Origin of the sequence: Actinoplanes aureus, from assembly GCF_015704865.1 — a bacterium.
Lineage (GTDB): Bacteria > Actinomycetota > Actinomycetes > Mycobacteriales > Micromonosporaceae > Actinoplanes > Actinoplanes aureus.
Genome location: NZ_JADQTO010000026.1, coordinates 84,266 through 100,578, shown reverse-complemented (window position 1 = coordinate 100,578; position 16,313 = coordinate 84,266). Strand labels below are relative to the sequence as shown.

Here is a 16,313-nt window from a genome sequence, read left to right as displayed (position 1 = left end):
CGAGGGGATCACGGTGTGAGCAGTTCCGACGCCTCCAGGGCGCGCCGTGGTCATCTGGTTACGCTGGGTGTCGTCGTGATGCTCGCGACCGCGCTGGGGCTGACCGTTCGAGGGTTGGGGTCGGCGGATGAGGCGCTGGCCAGCTTCGACGCGGCGTCGTGGATGTGGAGCCGGGAGCGGGGCGAGATGGCCCGGGTCAACGGGGTCACCGCCAAGATTGACACCCGGGTGGACGTGGGGCCGGCGCGTGGGCACGGTCTTGAGGTCAGTCAGAGCGATCGGTTCGTGATCCTGCGCGATGTGGACACCGGCGCCATCGGGTCGATGGATCTCGCCGATCTGCGGGCGTTCTGGCACGGCGAGTCGACGCCCGGCGCGGGCATCAGTGTGGCGCTGCACGAGGACGCGGCGTTCGTGGTGGATGCGGTGCAGGGCAAGGTTCAGCAGGTCGATCCGCGATCGCTGCAACCGGTGGGGGAGCCGCTGCGGTTTCCGCCGGGCATCACCGGCGGGGTCTTCGACGGTACGGGGCGGTTGTGGATCGCCTCGCCGAGCGAAGGCACGGTCACGGCGATCGCGCCCGCGCCGGCCGGTGCGGCGGCGACCCGGGAGCGGACCGAGGCGGTCGGCGGGCCCAGCCATGACCTGGCATTGACCAGCATGGACGACGGGGTGGCGGTGCTCAACCGCACTACCGGCCAGCTCACCCGCATCGGGACCGGCAAGAGCACCACCGAGCTGCCGCTGACCGGGCCTGGCGTGCTGCCGCCGCACACCGACGGCGACACCGTGGCGGTCACGGTTCCGGCCGAGCGGCGTGTCGTCGCGGTCGACGAGCAGGGCGTGCGCACCGACGTCACGGTGCCGGGCGAGGGCGGCGAACTGCGGCCGGCGGTGGCCTGGCAGGGCTTCCTCTATGTCCCCGAGGGCGACACGGTGCACGTCTTCGACGCGAGCGGCAAGGCGCGCGAGGGCATCCGCGTCGCGCGGCCGGGCGGCGATCTGGAGCTTGAGGTACGCGAGAACTACCTGTTCATCAACGCTCCCGGTGCCTCGACCGCGCGCGTCGTCGACGACAAGCACACGGTCCGGACCGTTGACAAGTACGACGATCGCGTCCTCGGCGGCGACCCGCCACCGGTGACCACCCCGCCCGCCCCACCCGAACGCAAACGCAAACCGCCGAAACCGGCCGTCACCAAGCCGGGCGCGCCGCGCAACGTGCGGGCCGCGGCTGGTAACGCCGAGGCGCGGGTGAGCTGGCAGGCGGCCGCCGCCAACGGCGCCCCGGTCAGCAGGTATGTGGTCTCCGGTGCCGGGCGGACCTTTCAGGTCGGCGCCGACCAGCGCTCCCTGGTCGTCGGTGGGCTGACCAACGGCGAGACGTACCGGTTCCAGGTGCACGCGGTCAACCGCAAGGGTGACGGCCCGGCCCGTGCCAGCAACGCGGTCCGGCCCACCGCCGAGGTGCCGGATCCGCCCGGTGCCCCGACCGCCGAGGCGAAACCCGACGGGTCGGTGACGGTCCGCTGGCCCGCCGCGAACGGGCAGGGCCGCAAGATCCAGCGATACACGGTGACTGCGGTCGCCGCGGGTGGCACCACCGCGCTCGGCGACGCCACCGGCACCTCACTCACCGTCCCCGGCCTGGAGTACGGCAAGCAGTACGCGTTCACCGTCGTCGCGGTCAACCAGCGGGGTGCCGGGTCGAAGGCGTCGGCGATCAGTAACAGCGTCGTCCCGTTCACCAAGCCCGGTCGTCCGGAGAACGCGTCGGCCGTGACGGTCGGCAACCAGGCCGGCGCGATCAAGATCAGCTGGGCGGCGGCGGCCGGCAACGGGCGGCCGATCAGCAAGTACGTGGTCACCGCGGGCGGCAAGTCCACCGACGTCACGGGCGGCACCACGGTCACCGTGACCGGGCTGGGCAACGGGCAGAACGTGCCGGTGAAGATCGTCGCGGTCAACGAGGCCGGCGAAGGGGAGGCGGCGAGCACGTCCGCGCGTACCGTCGCGCCGCCCAAGATCACCGTCACCGGCGTGAAACCGGCACACAACGCGGCCACCGTGACCTTCAGCGCCGACACCGGCGGAGGCGGCACCACCTGCACGCTCACCGTCTCCGGCGGTGGCAAGGGCTCCTCCGGCAAATGCTCCAGCCTGGTCGCGACCGGGCTCAAGCCGAGCACCAGCTACATGCTCACCGTCACCGTGCGCAACGCCGCCGGCGTCGCCATCGACGCGATCAGCACGACCACGGCCGCCCTCTACGGAACAGCCACCTGCGTCAACGGCGGCAGCGGAGCGCAGAAGACCTACTGCGACAAGGACGTCGACGGGCGCAACGGCAACGAGATCTTCGAGATCACCCAGCAGGTCAACGCCCGCCAGGCCGGCTGGGCTAAACCCGGGACCCGGCTCAAGACGTACTGCAAGAAGAGCGGCGAACAGGTCTACGCCTTCGTCTACAACAAGCACAAGCGCAGCACCTGGTGGATCCAGGTCGACTACAAGGGGAAGACCTACATTCCCTGGGCCTGGCTCAACCTCGACTCCGGCGACAACCTGAAGGACCTGCCCGCGTGCTGACCCCCGCCCACGTCCAAGGATTCGCCCAGGTCGCCGAGCAGCTCGCCGGCAGCATCGGCACGGTCGTGCTCGGCAAGCCCGAGGTGGTCCGGCTCGCACTTACCGCACTGTTCGCCCAGGGCCATGTGCTGCTGGAGGACGTACCCGGCGTCGGCAAGACCACCCTGGCCCGCGCCCTCGCCGCGTCGGTGCGCGGGCAGTGGCGGCGCATCCAGTTCACGCCGGACCTGCTGCCCTCCGACGTCTCCGGCGTGACCATCTTCAACCAGGCCAGCCGCGGGTTCGAGTTCCATCCGGGGCCGGTCTTCGCCAACATCGTGATCGCCGACGAGATCAACCGGGCGTCGCCGAAGACGCAGTCGGCGCTGCTCGAGGTGATGGAGGAGCGGCGGGTCACGGTGGACGGCGTGCCGCATCCGGTACCGCAACCGTTCCTCGTGGTGGCCACCCAGAACCCGGTGGAGATGGACGGAACCTACCGGCTGCCGGAGGCCCAGCTCGACCGGTTCCTGGTGAAGCTCGCCGTCGGCTATCCCGACGAGGAAGCGGAGATCGAGGTGCTGCGGGGTGCGGCCGGGCGGTCACCGGACGCCCTGGAGCCGGTCACCGACACCACCACCATCGGGGAGATGGTGCGGATGGCGCACGGTGTGCACATCGCCGAACCCCTTTATGCGTACGCCGTACGGCTGGCCGCCGCGACCCGTGACCATCCGCAGGTCCGGGTCGGGGTCAGTCCACGTGGCGTGATCGCTCTGACCCGTGCGGCAAGTGCCTACGCGCTCATCCACGGCCGCGGCTATGTGCTGCCCGAGGACTTCAAGGAGCTGATCACGCCGGTCTTCGCCCACCGGGTCCTGCTGTCGGCCGACGCGCAGCTGCGTGGCGTCACCGCGGCCGAGGTGCTGGCGGACGCGGTGCGGTCGGTGGCCGTACCCTTGCCCGACCAGCGCGTCCCCGCCGCACCGTGACCGCTCGCGGCATCGCCCTGCTGGTCGCCGCCGTGCTGCTGCTCGCCACCGGCTTCCACTACGGCTACCCCGACCTCGCCCTGCTCGGCGCCGCCGCCGGTCTCGCGGTGACCGGCGCGCTCGCCTTCGCGGCCTGGCGTCCACGGCTGGGTGTCGAGCGTGTCGCCGAGCCGGAACGGGTGGCCCGCGGCGATCCGGCGACCATCACGCTCACCATCCGCAACAGCAGCCGGATGCGGGCGGCCACCCTGCTCGCCGTCGACCGGTGCGGGCCGGCGACGGTTCCGGTGCCACTGCTGCGGTTGCGGCCGGGGCGGGACACCAGCACGTCGTATCCGGTTCCTACCCATCGGCGTGGGCTCGTGCCGGTGGGGCCGCTCGGCGTGACCCGGCGGGATCCGTTGGGGCTGGTGAGAGTGAGGCGTGCCTACGGCGGGACGGTTACGGTGCGCGTACACCCGCGGATCCATCCGCTGCGTGCGGTGCCGGCCGGGCTGACGCGCAGCCTTGACGGGCAGGTCGACAAGGTGCCGCACGGCAGCATCACGTTCGACTCGCTGCGCGAGTACGTGCCCGGCGACGAGCTGCGCCGGATCCACTGGCGAAGCAGCGCCAAGGTGGGCGAGCTGATGGTGCGCGAGCAGGTGGATACGGCCGAGCCGACCGTGCTGGTTCTTCTTGATGATCGGGTGGGGGCGCATACGCCCGACTCGTTCGAGTACGCCTGTGAGGCGGCGGCGTCGGTGGTCACCGCGACGGTACGGGAGGGGCTGCCGGTCAGCCTGCATCTGGTTTCGTCCGCGTCGTCCGGGCCGTTTTTCGATGTGTTGACCGAGGCCGGGCTGGGGGACGGGGATCTGGGGGCCGGCCTGCGGCGGCTGCGGGCGCAGCGGCTCGGGGACACGCTGGTCTTTCTCACCGGGCCTGGCGGGCGGGCGGATCTGGGGGCGGTCAGCGGGCTGCGCGGGGCGTATCCGGTGGTGGTCGCCGCGATCTTCGGCGATCGGGACGCTGCTCCGGAGCTGGGCGTGGCCGGCATGATCGTCATCGAGGCCGCCGATGGCGCCGAGTTCGCCACCGCATGGGACGGCGTGCGCGGATGGTGAGCCGTGGCGATGCCGGTGGTTCTGCTCGGGGTGGGCGGATGGATTCCGTTCGCTCTGCTCAGGGTGAGCCCATGGTGAGCCGTGGCGATGCCGGTGGCTCTGCTCGGGATGAGCCCGTGGTGAGCCGTGGTGATGCCGGTCGCTCTGCCTGGGGTGGACGGATGGTGCGCTGGGCGCGCGCCGCAATCCTGCCGGTCGCCCTGGCCGGACTGCTCGCCCTGGCCGGTGCGGTGCTCGGCCGGATTTACTCGGACGGCTTGCTTCTGCCACTTTGCGCGGGTGCCGCGGCGGGCTCGGTTGCTACCGGTGTCGCGGCCCGGCGCCTGCCATCGTGGACCGCCGCGCCGATCTCCGCGCTGCTGCTCGCCGGCTACACCGTCCTCGCCCTGCACCTCGCCGCCCCCGCCGGGCTGACCGCGGCCGTACTTCGCGACGCCCTCGCGAACGGCATCCCCCGTCTGCTCACCGCGTTGATCCCGGTCGAACCGGAGCCGGACACCGTGCTCGCCCCGATCGTCGCGGTCTGGCTCACCGGGCTGGCCGCGACCGAGATCGCCGTTCGCGGAGGCCGGGTGCTGTTCGGCTGCCTTCCGCCGGTGCTGCTCTACGTGGCCGCGCTCTACGTGGTCGGCCCGAACGCCGGGCCGGCAACCGGGCCGACGTTGGCGTTCGCCGCGCTGGTGGCGGCGGCCCTATTGGGCGGTGATCCGGCCTCGGCGAGACTTCCAGCTCGGGTACGCGCACACGCGCTCGCCACCGCGGCGGCCGGCCTGCTGACCCTGCTCGCGCTGGTCGCGGTGGCCGGGCCGTGGGTCAGCCGCCAGGTCTCCGCGACCCCGGCCGACCCTCGGCGGTACGTGGAACCGCCCCGCGTGGACAGTTTGGACGAGAGTCCGCTGAACCGGATCTCGGGATGGGCTCTGTCTCCGGCGCAGCCACTGCTCGAGTTCCGCCCCGGCCCGGATCCCGCCCGCGCCGGCGGTGAGGTGCGGCTGCGGCTTGCCGTGTTGCCCGACTACGACGGGGTGACCTGGCGGGTCGGTGGCGTCTACCGCAACGCCGGCCGGGTGCTCCCGGAACAACCCGTGCTGCCCGGAGCGACCGTCGCCGACGCCCGGCAGGAGATCACCGTGACCGGGCTGACCGGCCGGCTGTTGCCCGCGATCCCCGCGCCGGCCACGGTTTCCGGGGCCCGGGTCGCCTACGACGCCGGGACCGGCACCCTGATCCGGCCGGAAGGACTCAGCCACGGTCTGCGCTACACGGCCACCTCACGCGTGCAGACCCCGGACCTCAACCTGCTGCCGATCGCCGAGGCGCCCTCCGGCGACGCGGTCGCCCGCTACCTCAGCGTCGGCTCGGGCGTGCCCGAGCAGATCCAGCGACTCGCCGAACACCTCGCCGACGGCAACGGAGGCGCGTACGACCGGGCCGTCGCGATCGAGGAATTCCTCGCCGAGCACTACCGGGCCGTGGGCGACGCGCCGAGCGGGCACGCGTACCCGAACCTCGCCCACTTCCTGTTCGGCCGGGCGGAGCAGGGCGGACGGGTGGGGACCTCGGAGCAGTTCGCGGCCGCGTACGCCCTGCTCGCCCGCCTGATCGGCCTGCCAAGCCGCATCGTCGTCGGTTTCACCGCGCCCGCCGCAGGCGGCGAAGTCACCGGCGGTGACGCGCTGGCCTGGCCGGAGGTGCTGTTCGATGGGCTCGGCTGGGTCGCGTTCGATCCGATGCCGAAGAGCGACGAAGCGCGCCCGGTCGAGGAGGACCTCGCGCCGCGGCCGACCACGCCGCCGCCCACCCCGTCGGAGCCCGCCCCGAGTGACACGCCCTCCGCCGCGTCCTCCGCGCTACTCGCTGCTCCATCGCTGGATGCGGGCCCGCCGGCGTTCGCGGTCGCCGGGGGAGCGGGTGGATCAGTGCTCGTTGTGGCCGTGATCGGCGGGCTGGCCGTGGTCCAGATGCGGCGCGCTCAGCGTCGCCGGCGGCTGTTCACCGGCGGGCCGGGGGAGCGGATCGCCGGAGCCTGGCTGGAGCTCACCGACGCGTTGCGGCTGGCGGGCCGTCCCATCCCAGCTCACCTGTCGGCGACCGAGGCCGCCGAGTACGCCGCGATGCCGCCGCCTGCGGCCCGGCGGTTCATCCGCTTGCGGCGTGCCACGCCTTCCGCCGAAGCCGCCGCCAGGCTGCCGAGTGTTGGGCACGAAGGGTCCGCTGCGCCATCGTCCGCGTCCGGTGCTGGAGCGCCGCGTGGCGAGAGCCGGGAAGTGGTGGATCCGGCCAGTGATGCTGCGGACGGCCCATACGCAGGCTGGGAGTCGCCGCCGCTGCCCGATCAGGGCGCAGGTCCGGAGCCAGTGCCGTCGTTGGCCGAGCTGGCGGCTGGGCGGGAGGCAGTGTCGCCGTTGCCCAATATGGGCGCTGGCCGGAAGGCAGTGTCCCCGTCGGCTGATATGGCCGCTGGGCGGGAGGCTATGTCGCGGTTGGGTGATCTGGCGGCTGGCCGGGAGCCGGTGGCGCCGTTGGGTGATCTGGCGGCGCGTCAAGAGTCACTGCCGCCGTCGGCTTCCGGCCGGCAGTCACTGCCGCCGCTGGACGACCTGGTCGCGGCCGTCAACGTCGTCGGCTTCGCGCCGGATCAAGCGGACGCCACCCAAGCCGACCGCGCCGCGACCCAGGTGCTGGCCTTCTCTGCCGCGTTGCGCCGCGATCGGCCCAGGTGGGCGCGGATCTGGTGGAGCCTCCGGCCCGGCCCGCTGCGCTGGCATCGCGACGACTGACTCGCGAATCGCGCTACCACGACATGATCGCGAGGACGAGCAGCAGCGCGGCGACGGCCAGGATCAGCGTCGCTGCCAGTACCTGAAATGTCTTCATCGCATCGCCGGAGTTTGTCGTGGCCGCTGGCGCCGATCCGGTATCAGCCGCCTCGTGCCGTTATCGGCCCGTCGGAAGGGGCTCAATCTACTCCTGTACCGAGACGGATGTCGATCTATTCGGGTCGACTGTCTCGCGGCCAACGCCAGTGAGCGGGCGGGGGCCGGCCTGACCAAGGCCAGACGCGCCAGCCGCGGTCGCGGTCGCGGAGTCGACGCGGCGTTGGTGTGGGCATGAGGGCCTCCAGCAGCTCCACTGCACCGTTGGAGGCCTTCAATGAAGTGGTCACACCTAGTCGATGTTGTTCAGGTCGAAGATACCGAGGATGTTGGTGCCGTACGTCTTGGCGGCGAGTGATGCCTCGACCATGATCAGCCCGCGGAAAGTGCCGTTGTCGTCGAGGATCTGCAACGCCGCCTTGAGGTGGCCGCGCGCCGGGCACGGACCCGAGTTGACGGTCTTCAGCTCGTGGTTGTAGAACATCCGCCGGTCGGTGCCGGTGCCGCCGATGTAGGCCTTGTTCTCCGGCTTGTCGCCGATCGCCGGAGTGGTGACGTTGATGCAGTGGTCGTTGCCCGGATTGCCGTCGTTGTTGTCGCACAGGTGCACGGGCAACGTTCCGTTCGCGGTCATCTGGAGCTGCGTGATGCCGCCTAGGACCTCTCCCCAGTTGTTCTGACTCCACGGGCCGCTCAGCGGCAGGATGTTCGACTCGAAGATCGTCCGGGCCGGCACCCCGGTGTTGAAGCCGATCCGGCTGCCCCAGCCCCAACCGGTGTTGGCGGTCGGGTGACTGGCCAGCGTCAGCTGAGTAGCCGTCGCCAGGTTCGCGAACTTCCAGCGCTCCACCCCGGAACTACCGCTGGTCCAGGTGATGGACAGGTCGTCGGTACTGGTCAGCGACCAGGTGCCGTAGAGCTGCTTCGGTGCGCTCTGGAAGCCGTTGGGGGTCCAGATGTCACAGGTGTTCGCGCATCCCAAGGTCCTCAGCCCGGAGGAGACGTTGGGCTGGGTCTGCTGGGCGTTCCACGCCCAGTAGTCGGCCCGGATGGTGCCGTCGGCGCGGAGGCTGTACTGCGCGAGCCGTACGAATGACTCGGTGCCGACGTTGCGCATCAGGGCGACCGTGTAGTTCGCCCGGCCGCCGGGCGGCTCCTGCGCCGCTTCGGCCGAACCCGGAAGGGCGACGATCGCAGCCACGACCATCAACGCCGTCACCAACACCCCGTGGCGCAGCCGCTGGAGGACTCCACCGGCTGCATGTCCATGCTGATTCATGGCGATCAACGTACCGGCCGCGGCAGGTGGGCTTCGACCCCGCGAACCCGTGCCGGCAAGGCCCGCTGGCAAGGCCCGCCGGCCCACGGCCGCTGGCGGCCAGCGAGGGGCGGCGCTGGCGGCCAGCGAGGGCGGCGCTGAATCCCGATGCACTTGAGGCTCAGCGATCCGGACCGCCATGCGTCGCCGCCCTGCCGTCCGTCAAGGACAGCACCGGCGTGGCAACGCCGAGCCTGGTGGGTTCCACCTGCTCGAACGCCTCCGCCGCCGCGGCCTCGATGATCGTGGCGACGGCCCGGCCGGTGAGTCGGGTCGCGATGAGCCTTCCTCTGGCGTCGAGGCGTGGGAAGAGTGCTCCGCTCCGGTGCCCCGCGGCCGCCAGGTGACGAGCCCAGGCGAGCACGGCGGCCGCGGGGCAGATCGTCTCCTCTTTGGCCGGGATGGTGACGTAGCGGGTCGGCAGGGCCGATCGCCGGTGGAGGCGCACCTCCGCCCCGGCGGCGGTCCGGACCACGTCGTCGACGTCGAGCGCGGCGATGTCCGCCGGAGTCAGCGCGACGCTGCAGGAGAATCCGAGCAGTACGACGGCACGGTCCCTCAACCGCGTCTCCGGCTGCCACCAGCGAAGGGCGTCGCGGCCGGGGTGGATCGGCCGCGCTCCCTGGTCGATCGGTGCCACCAACCTGCTCAACATCTCGTCCGGCACGCTGGGTGTGACCGCCGGCGCGGGGAGGGCCGCCCGCGCGGTGGTGACCGGCCGGTGCCCGCGGAAGCGCCGGAGCCGGCACCTGCCGCTGCAGGTCTTGCGCCGGCGGCCTCGCTCGGACTGGACCATGAGCCGCCCGCATTGCGCGCAGAACCAATCCTGCAAGCCCACCTGATAGGCGAGGGCCAGATAGTTCTCTGCCCGCCCGGCGCGGCGGAAGTCGTGAAGCTTGTCCGCCATCTCCTGGTCCTCGCGCAAGGTGGAGAGGGCCCTGTCGATACGGGCGGTCAGGTCGGCTATGTCCATGTTGAGGGCCAGCGACAGGTTCCGTTCGGAGATGTCGAGGCCGACGCCGGCGAAGATCAGAATCCGATCGGTCTCGTCGTCGATCCGCGACAACACCTCGGCGTAGAGGTAGGCGCCGGCCACTTCACCGAGGGCGGCCTCACCGGTGTCGTCGGTGGGCTTTCTGTCTCCCATGCTCATTTCCGATCCTTGTCCGACCGCGCCGAGCTGTCTCGTCGCGACCAGGGCAGGAACAGGCGAAGCGGATGGATCAGCGCGCCGAGCGCCCGGACGACCGATTCGACCTCGTCGGGGGCCGTCTTGTCGAGCGCCCGCCGGGCGATCTGAAGAACCAGCCACGCGGTGATGGCCATAGCGGCGAGCGCGACTCCGGCGATCAATGCGGCCATGACGACTGGCGAGGGCAGCATGGGACGACCTCCTGGCGTGAAACGAAAAGGCCCCGCTCGCGATGGCGAGCGGGGCCTTTCCGGACCAATGAAAAAGCCTCGATGAGAATCGAGGCTTGTGCGGGCATAGAACACCTGCAGTCGCACTCTACGACAAGATTGCTTTTGGGGCAAACATGCACGTCAATGGCGTTCAAAGAGAGGCGCGGCTCCCGAATCCATTTTGTTTCAGTCAGCGTGCTCTATGCATCGAGTCCAGTACTTCTTGTCCAATGTTCGGAGTGCTTGCCTTGAGCTCGCTCAGTGGGGAGGGCGAGTGCTGGCTCGGCGTACGATCGACCACGATTTTTTATGGTTTCTCGGCTTGCGGCCGAGCGCGGCGTGCGCGCAATCAGCGCCCTGCTCGCGCAGTGATTGCGCGACCGTGGTGAGCCCGAGCTCCGCGGCGATCGCCGAGTCGTCCCAGCCGGTCACGGCCACGTCGGCGGGGACGATGCGACCGGCGGCGCGCACCGCCCGGATCACGCCGGCGGCCTGCTGGTCGCTCATCGCGGCGATCGCGTCAGGTGGCTGGGTGGAGTCGAGCAGGGCGGCGGCCATCTGCTCGGCCTCGGCCGGGTCGTTGCGAGCGCACACCGCGACGGTCACGTCCTGCCACGCGAAGCCGGCGTCCTCGGCGGCGTCCCGGTAGCCCGCCAGCCGCTCACGGGTCACCGGGAACAGCGCCTCGGCAATTTCCGCGCCGCGCGTGATCGTGCTGATCCGGTCGCGGGACAGCGGCTGGCTCACGATCGCCGGGCGTTTCGCGCCCGCGAACGCGACCGCGCCCACCGCGCGGGCCGCGGCCCGGTTGTCGATGGTGACGAGGTGCAAGCCGGGGACCGCCGGTCCGCCGTGGATCACCGCGGGGCGCTTCATCGCCTGGACGGCGTCCAGGATCGGGTCGTCGTCGGCCGTGGTCCAGACGATGAACCCGTCGACGGCGGCGCTGGTGATGCGGGCGACGTCGTCGGCGGCTCCGGAGATCGGCAGGATGGTCATGCCATATCCCTGATCGGCGCAGACCTCGGCGATGCCGGCCAGGAAGGACACCGCCTGCGGATCGTCGAACGCGTAGGTCAGGTGCTCGCCCAGCACCACGCCCAGCGTCTGGGTGCTGCCGCGCCGCAGTGACCGGGCGCTCGGGTCGGGGCCGGGATAGCCGAGCTCGGCCGCGGCGGCGAGCACTTTCGCGCGGGCCTCGGCGGAGACGCGTTCCGGCTGGTTGTACGTGTAGGAGGCGGTCATCACCGACACCCCGGCCAATTTCGCTACCTGCGCAAGGGTCGCACGTTTCGCCATGCTGTGTATCGTTACACAGATGAGGGACTTCACGCGAGACCGACTCACCTGGATCGCCTACGTGATGGTCGCCTGGTTCGCCTACCTCCAGGCCGCACCGGGACTCGTCATTCCGCACCTGCGCGACGAGCTCGACCTGAGTTATTCGACCGCGGGGCTGCATGTCACCGCCTTCGCCGCCGGCAGCCTGGTCGCGGGAGTGATCTCACCGCGGCTGGAACGGGCGCTCGGCCGGCGTACGCTGCTCTGGTCCTCCGCCGCGACGCTGAGCGCGGCCGCCCTCGCCTTGACGGCCGGGCGCACTCCTGCCGTGACCGTCGGCTCGGTCCTGGTCATGGGCATCGGCGGCGGGCTGCTGCTCGCCACCGTCCAAGCGACCCTCGCCGACCACCACGGCGAACGCCGAGCCGTCGCGCTGGCCGAGGCGAACGTGGCGGCAAGCGTCGCCTACGTCCTGCTGATCGGCCTGTTGACGCTGACCGCCAGCCTGCACATCGGCTGGCGGATCGCGGTCCTTGCCTCGCTCGCAGTCCCGGCGCTGGCGTGGTGGAGCAACCGGCGCCTGACGATCGACGCGGCCCCGCTGCCGGACTCGGCGCAGGGCAGCCTGCCGGGCGTGTTCTGGATCGCCGCCGCGATGCTCTTCTGCACCACCGCGGCCGAGTGGTGCATCTCCGCCTGGGGCGCGACCTATGTCCAGGAAGCCGCCGGAGTGCCGGCCGACTCCGCGGTGCTGCTGATGGCCGGGTTCTACGGCGGTGTCCTGGCCGGGCGGTTGCTCGGCAGCCGGCTGGCGCGCCGGCGCGACCCGGCGCAGCTGCTGGGTTACGCGCTCGCCGTCGCCGCCGCCGGCTTCGCCGTCCTGTGGCCCGCGCGGGAACCCGTGCAGGCGCTGATCGGTCTGTCGATGCTCGGGATCGGGCTCGGCAACCTGTTCCCGATGGCGGTGTCCGTGCTGGTCGCGCTGGTGCCGGAGCAGGCGGTGCTGGCCAGCGGGCGGGCCGTGACGATCAGCTCGTTCGCGGTGGTCCTGCTGCCCTTCACGGTCGGCGCGCTGGCGGATGTGACCTCGCTGAAGGCGGCTCTCGTGGTGGTGCCGGGCATCCTGGCGCTCGCGGCCGTGAGCCTCATGCTGGTCCGCCGGGCACGTGCCCGGCTGGCCGGCGCGACCGTCAGTGGAACAGGTGCACGTCGACGTTAGTCGTCTCCTTGTCCCGGCCGCAGCGGGCGCACGCCTTCCACCGGTTGCCGTCCTCGGTGCTGCGGGTCCGCCACTGATGCCGCAGGTTGAGCCGGCAGGTGAGCGGGATTCTCCGGTCGGTCGCCATGTCGCCCCCATGAAAGTCGGCAGTGCGATCAGGGTTCCACGACGGCCGATCCCCCGCAGCCCCGTTCCGAGCCGAGGTTTGCGCCGGCCGGGAAGACCGGTCGGCCGGCGTTGAGCGTGCCAGGTCCGCATGGTAACGATGGTCGTCGATGTAAGGCTGCACCGTCGCTCGACGTCCACGAGGGAGTGACATGCGAGTTAAACGTCCGAGTAGAGCCGTCGTCGCCGCCTTCGCGTGGGTGATTCTCACGCCGGTGGCCGCCGTGGCGCAGGAACCGATCACGACCGCCGGCGGCTCGCCGGCCGCCTGGATCGACGCATGGACCGGGTCGGCCCAAGGTGTCTACCCGGTCGGATATTCGGTCGCTCAGCCCGGACCGGTCGGGCCGGCCGGCCCCGGCAACCAGGCGCCCCTGCTGACCGCCGCGTTCCCGGACAACCAGGCGCGCAACCAGACCCTGCGCATGATCGTGCATCCGAGTGTCGAGGGCACGAGCTGGCGCATCCGGCTGACCAACGAGTTCGGCACCCGGCCGGTGATCTTCGAGCGGGCGTACGCCGGACTGCAGTCCAGCGGCGGCAACGTCAAAGCCGGCACGAACCGGGCGCTCACCTTCGCCGGCCGGCGATCGGTCACCGTCCCGGCGGGCCGGACGGTCCTGAGTGACCCGGTGTCCGTCCGGGTCACCGACGCGCAGTCGCAGCACCTCGCGGTGAGTCTGCACGTCGCCGGGGCGAGCGGGCCGATGACCTGGCACGCGGCGGCGTTCACCACGTCGTACCTGTCCGATCCGAACGCCGGTGACCACACCGCGGACATCGCCGACACGGCGTTCCCGCACTCCACCACCTCCTGGTTCTTCGTCTCCGAGGTGCAGGCACAGCGCCGCGACACCGCCACCGTCGTGGCGTTCGGCGACTCGATCACCGACGGCTTCTTCTCGACGCTGAACGAGGACGACCGGTGGCCCGACGCCCTGCAGCGCCGGCTGGCACATCGCCCGATCTCGGTCGTCACCGAGGCGATCGGCGGCAACATGGTCACCCGGATCGGGCGTACGCCCGGCGGCTGCACCCCCTGCGACGGGCCGCCCGCGCTCGACCGGCTGGACCGCGACGTCCTCGACCGGCCCGGCGTGCGGGCCGTCATCCTGCTCGAAGGGATTAATGACCTGGGCGGTGGCGGTGCCACCGCGGAACAGGTGATCGCCGGCTACCGGGAGATCATCCGGCGGGTGCACGCCCGCGGCATAAAGATCATCGGCGGGACGCTGACCCCGTCCGCGGGCACCGCGTTCGGCCTGTACGGCACCCCGGAGACCGACGCCAAACGCCGGGCGATCAACGACTTCATCCGTACCAGCGGGCTGTTCGACGGGGTCGCCGACTTCGCGGCGGCGACCGAGGACCCGGCGAACCCGGGGCGTCTGCTGCCGGCGTACGACACCAACAGCACCGCCGGCGGTCCCGGCGACCACCTGCACCCGAACCGCGCCGGCTTCCTGGCGATGGCCGCCGCCGTCGACGTGGCGCAGCTGGAGCGCCTCGTGCGGGAACCGGCCGGCAAGCGAGCCGCCTGACCGGGGCGGTCTATCGTTCCCCTATGTCGATCATGGACCAGACGTTGGCCGTCGCGGCGGCGGAAGCCGGAGCCGAGGTCGTCCGCTCCCACTACGGGTCGTCGCTGACGCGATTCGAGAAGGGCGCGGGCGACTTCGCCACGACGGCCGACGTCGAGGCCGAGAAGGCCATCCTCGAGGTGTTGCGCGCGGCGCGTCCGCACGACGCCGTACTGGGCGAGGAGAGCGGGCGCACGGGCACCGGCCAGAACGGGCGCACGTGGCTGGTCGACCCGCTGTGCGGCACGCTGAACTACGCCGTACGCAACATGCTGGCCTCGGCGAACGTGGCCCTGCGGGAGGGCACGCGGGTCACCGTGGCCGCTTGCGCGGACCCGTTCAACCAGGAGACCTTCTGGACCGACGGGGTCACCGCATTCAAACGCCACGACGGTACGGACGAGCCGCTCACCCCGTCCGCCGAGTCACGGCTGATCGACCTCAACCTCGACCCGCCGTTCCCCAACCGGGACACCTTCCTGGCCGCCCGGATGCTGGCCGACGCCGGCTTCATGGACCGGTTCCGCCCCCGCGTCGTCTCCACCACCCTGGCCGTGGCCTGGGTCGCCGCCGGCCGCCGCGCCGGATACGTCACCGACGGCGACCTGCGCGACAGCGTCCACTTCGCGGCCGGCATCGCCCTCTGCCAAGCCGCCGGGTGCGTCGTCACCGGCATCGAGGGCCAGCCGGTCCACACCGGCGTCGGTGGCCTCGTCGCGGCCGCCGACGAGCAGACGCACGCGGCCTTGCTGGCGCTCATCCGCAATCAGCGAGCAGTATCGTCGCCGGATGGACCCGATCCGGCCTGAGCCGCTCGCCGACCGCGACCCCCGGGCTGGCCGGCAAGATCGCTTCACCGATCGCTTACGCCTGGAGCCCATCGGGCCCCAGCACGCCACCGACCTGTACGAGTTGTACACCGACCCCGCCGTCGCCGAATGGTACGGCCGGTGGACCCCCGCCGAGGCGGCCGCCGAAGCAGCGCGGATGGGCCGGCACTGGCAGGCCGACGGAGTCCACAAGTGGATGGCTTATCACCGGAGTACCGGCGCCCGGATCGGTCGCGGTGGACTGTCCCGCGCTCACGTCGACGGACGGAACTGCCTCGAACTGGGCTGGGCGCTGCACGGCGAGTTCTGGGGCAACGGATACGCCACCGAGATCGGCCGGGCCGGCTTGGACTTCGCCTTCGGCGAGCTCGGTGCCACCGAGGTGGTGTCCTTCACGGAGACCCGGAACCACCGCTCCCGGGCCGTCATGGAACGCCTCGATTTCCGCTACGCCAAGGACATCTCGATCGGCGGCGAAGCCTTCGCCCTTTACCAGCGGTCGGCCGAGCGGTTGACGGACGGGCTTCCGTCGAGCTGAGCCGTGAAACGGCACTGTCCGGTGCGGCATTCCTGCATCGTGGCGGTGATCAGCCGACGGGTGCGGCGCAGCTCGGCGATCTTTGTGTCGATGCGGTCGAGGGCGCCTTCGAGCCGCCACTGTTCGCTGTCGCAGCTGGTGGTGCCGGCGTCGTGGGCGTGCAGCATTTCGATGATCTCGTCGAGGGTGAAGCCGAGGTTCTGGAGCATGCGGGCCATCCGGATCCGCTCCACGGTCGAGGCCGGGTACTCCCGGAAGCCCGAGGGCCGACGGGCCGGCTCGGGCACGACGCCGCGGCGTTCGTAGAACCGGACGGTGTCGATGGTCACCTCGGCCTCGGATGCCACCTGCCCGATCTTCATGCCCTCACCTCTTGACTCTGGACCCGAGTCCAGATTTTACGGTCGTAGGTGAACCAGGCGCCATACGAACCGAG

Annotated in this window: 14 protein-coding genes; 8 read left to right on the top strand and 6 right to left on the bottom strand. The window is 71.1% G+C overall.

What is annotated here, in order from left to right; genetic code table 11:
* Positions 1–78: 78 nt before the first annotated feature.
* The 4 genes from I4J89_RS38440 to I4J89_RS38425 all read left to right on the top strand — a co-directional run bounded on the left by I4J89_RS38440 (position 79) and on the right by I4J89_RS38425 (position 7,446).
* Positions 79–2,589, top strand: coding sequence for a fibronectin type III domain-containing protein (locus I4J89_RS38440; RefSeq protein ID WP_196419162.1), 2,511 nt, complete (start codon positions 79–81; stop codon positions 2,587–2,589).
* Positions 2,583–3,560 (top strand): AAA family ATPase, encoded by a 978-nt coding sequence (locus I4J89_RS38435; protein WP_196419113.1) that lies wholly within the window; start codon positions 2,583–2,585, stop codon positions 3,558–3,560. Before I4J89_RS38440 ends, I4J89_RS38435 begins: the two co-directional genes overlap by 7 nt.
* Positions 3,557–4,666 (top strand): DUF58 domain-containing protein, encoded by a 1,110-nt coding sequence (locus tag I4J89_RS38430; protein WP_309238660.1) that lies wholly within the window; start codon positions 3,557–3,559, stop codon positions 4,664–4,666. The genes I4J89_RS38435 and I4J89_RS38430 overlap by 4 nt, the downstream gene beginning before the upstream one ends.
* A 161-nt stretch (positions 4,667–4,827) precedes the next feature.
* Positions 4,828–7,446 carry a transglutaminase TgpA family protein gene (locus I4J89_RS38425; protein WP_196419112.1) on the top strand — a complete coding sequence of 873 codons (2,619 nt, stop codon included), beginning with the start codon at positions 4,828–4,830 and terminating at the stop codon, positions 7,444–7,446.
* 388 nt (positions 7,447–7,834) lie between these two features.
* Here the strand turns inward: I4J89_RS38425 and I4J89_RS38420 are convergent, their stop codons facing one another.
* The 4 genes from I4J89_RS38420 to I4J89_RS38405 all read right to left on the bottom strand — a co-directional run bounded on the left by I4J89_RS38420 (position 7,835) and on the right by I4J89_RS38405 (position 11,563).
* Positions 7,835–8,821 carry a hypothetical protein gene (locus I4J89_RS38420; protein ID WP_230860314.1) on the bottom strand — a complete coding sequence of 329 codons (987 nt, stop codon included), beginning with the start codon at positions 8,819–8,821 and terminating at the stop codon, positions 7,835–7,837.
* Positions 8,822–8,981: 160 nt separating this feature from the next.
* On the bottom strand, positions 8,982–10,007 hold the full coding sequence (locus tag I4J89_RS38415; protein ID WP_196419111.1) for a site-specific integrase: 1,026 nt from the start codon (positions 10,005–10,007) through the stop codon (positions 8,982–8,984).
* Positions 10,008–10,009: 2 nt separating this feature from the next.
* Positions 10,010–10,243, bottom strand: a complete 234-nt coding sequence (locus tag I4J89_RS38410) for a hypothetical protein (RefSeq protein ID WP_196419110.1) — start codon at positions 10,241–10,243, stop codon at positions 10,010–10,012.
* 279 nt (positions 10,244–10,522) lie between these two features.
* A complete protein-coding gene (locus I4J89_RS38405) occupies positions 10,523–11,563 on the bottom strand; it encodes a LacI family DNA-binding transcriptional regulator (protein ID WP_196419109.1) in 1,041 nt (346 codons plus the stop codon).
* A 19-nt stretch (positions 11,564–11,582) separates the two neighbouring features.
* Between I4J89_RS38405 and I4J89_RS38400 the strand changes: the two genes are divergently transcribed.
* Positions 11,583–12,764 carry an MFS transporter gene (locus I4J89_RS38400; RefSeq protein WP_196419108.1) on the top strand — a complete coding sequence of 394 codons (1,182 nt, stop codon included), beginning with the start codon at positions 11,583–11,585 and terminating at the stop codon, positions 12,762–12,764.
* On the opposite strand, the gene I4J89_RS38395 is transcribed toward I4J89_RS38400, so the two are convergent.
* Positions 12,736–12,891, bottom strand: coding sequence for a hypothetical protein (locus I4J89_RS38395; protein WP_196419107.1), 156 nt, complete (start codon positions 12,889–12,891; stop codon positions 12,736–12,738). The genes I4J89_RS38400 and I4J89_RS38395 overlap by 29 nt on opposite strands.
* A 190-nt stretch (positions 12,892–13,081) precedes the next feature.
* Here I4J89_RS38395 and I4J89_RS38390 point away from each other — a divergent pair, with 190 nt between their 5' ends.
* Genes I4J89_RS38390 through I4J89_RS38380 form a run of 3 tightly spaced genes read left to right on the top strand, consistent with a single transcriptional unit; the run spans position 13,082 to position 15,877 of the window.
* Complete coding sequence (locus I4J89_RS38390) at positions 13,082–14,470, top strand: SGNH/GDSL hydrolase family protein (RefSeq protein WP_196419106.1); 1,389 nt, start codon at positions 13,082–13,084, stop codon at positions 14,468–14,470.
* Positions 14,471–14,493: 23 nt separating this feature from the next.
* Positions 14,494–15,318 (top strand): inositol monophosphatase family protein, encoded by an 825-nt coding sequence (locus I4J89_RS38385; protein WP_196419105.1) that lies wholly within the window; start codon positions 14,494–14,496, stop codon positions 15,316–15,318.
* Positions 15,299–15,877 carry a GNAT family N-acetyltransferase gene (locus I4J89_RS38380; RefSeq protein WP_196419104.1) on the top strand — a complete coding sequence of 193 codons (579 nt, stop codon included), beginning with the start codon at positions 15,299–15,301 and terminating at the stop codon, positions 15,875–15,877. Before I4J89_RS38385 ends, I4J89_RS38380 begins: the two co-directional genes overlap by 20 nt.
* On the opposite strand, the gene I4J89_RS38375 is transcribed toward I4J89_RS38380, so the two are convergent.
* On the bottom strand, positions 15,829–16,239 hold the full coding sequence (locus I4J89_RS38375; protein WP_196419103.1) for a MerR family transcriptional regulator: 411 nt from the start codon (positions 16,237–16,239) through the stop codon (positions 15,829–15,831). The genes I4J89_RS38380 and I4J89_RS38375 overlap by 49 nt on opposite strands.
* Between the last annotated feature and the right edge of the window lie 74 nt (positions 16,240–16,313).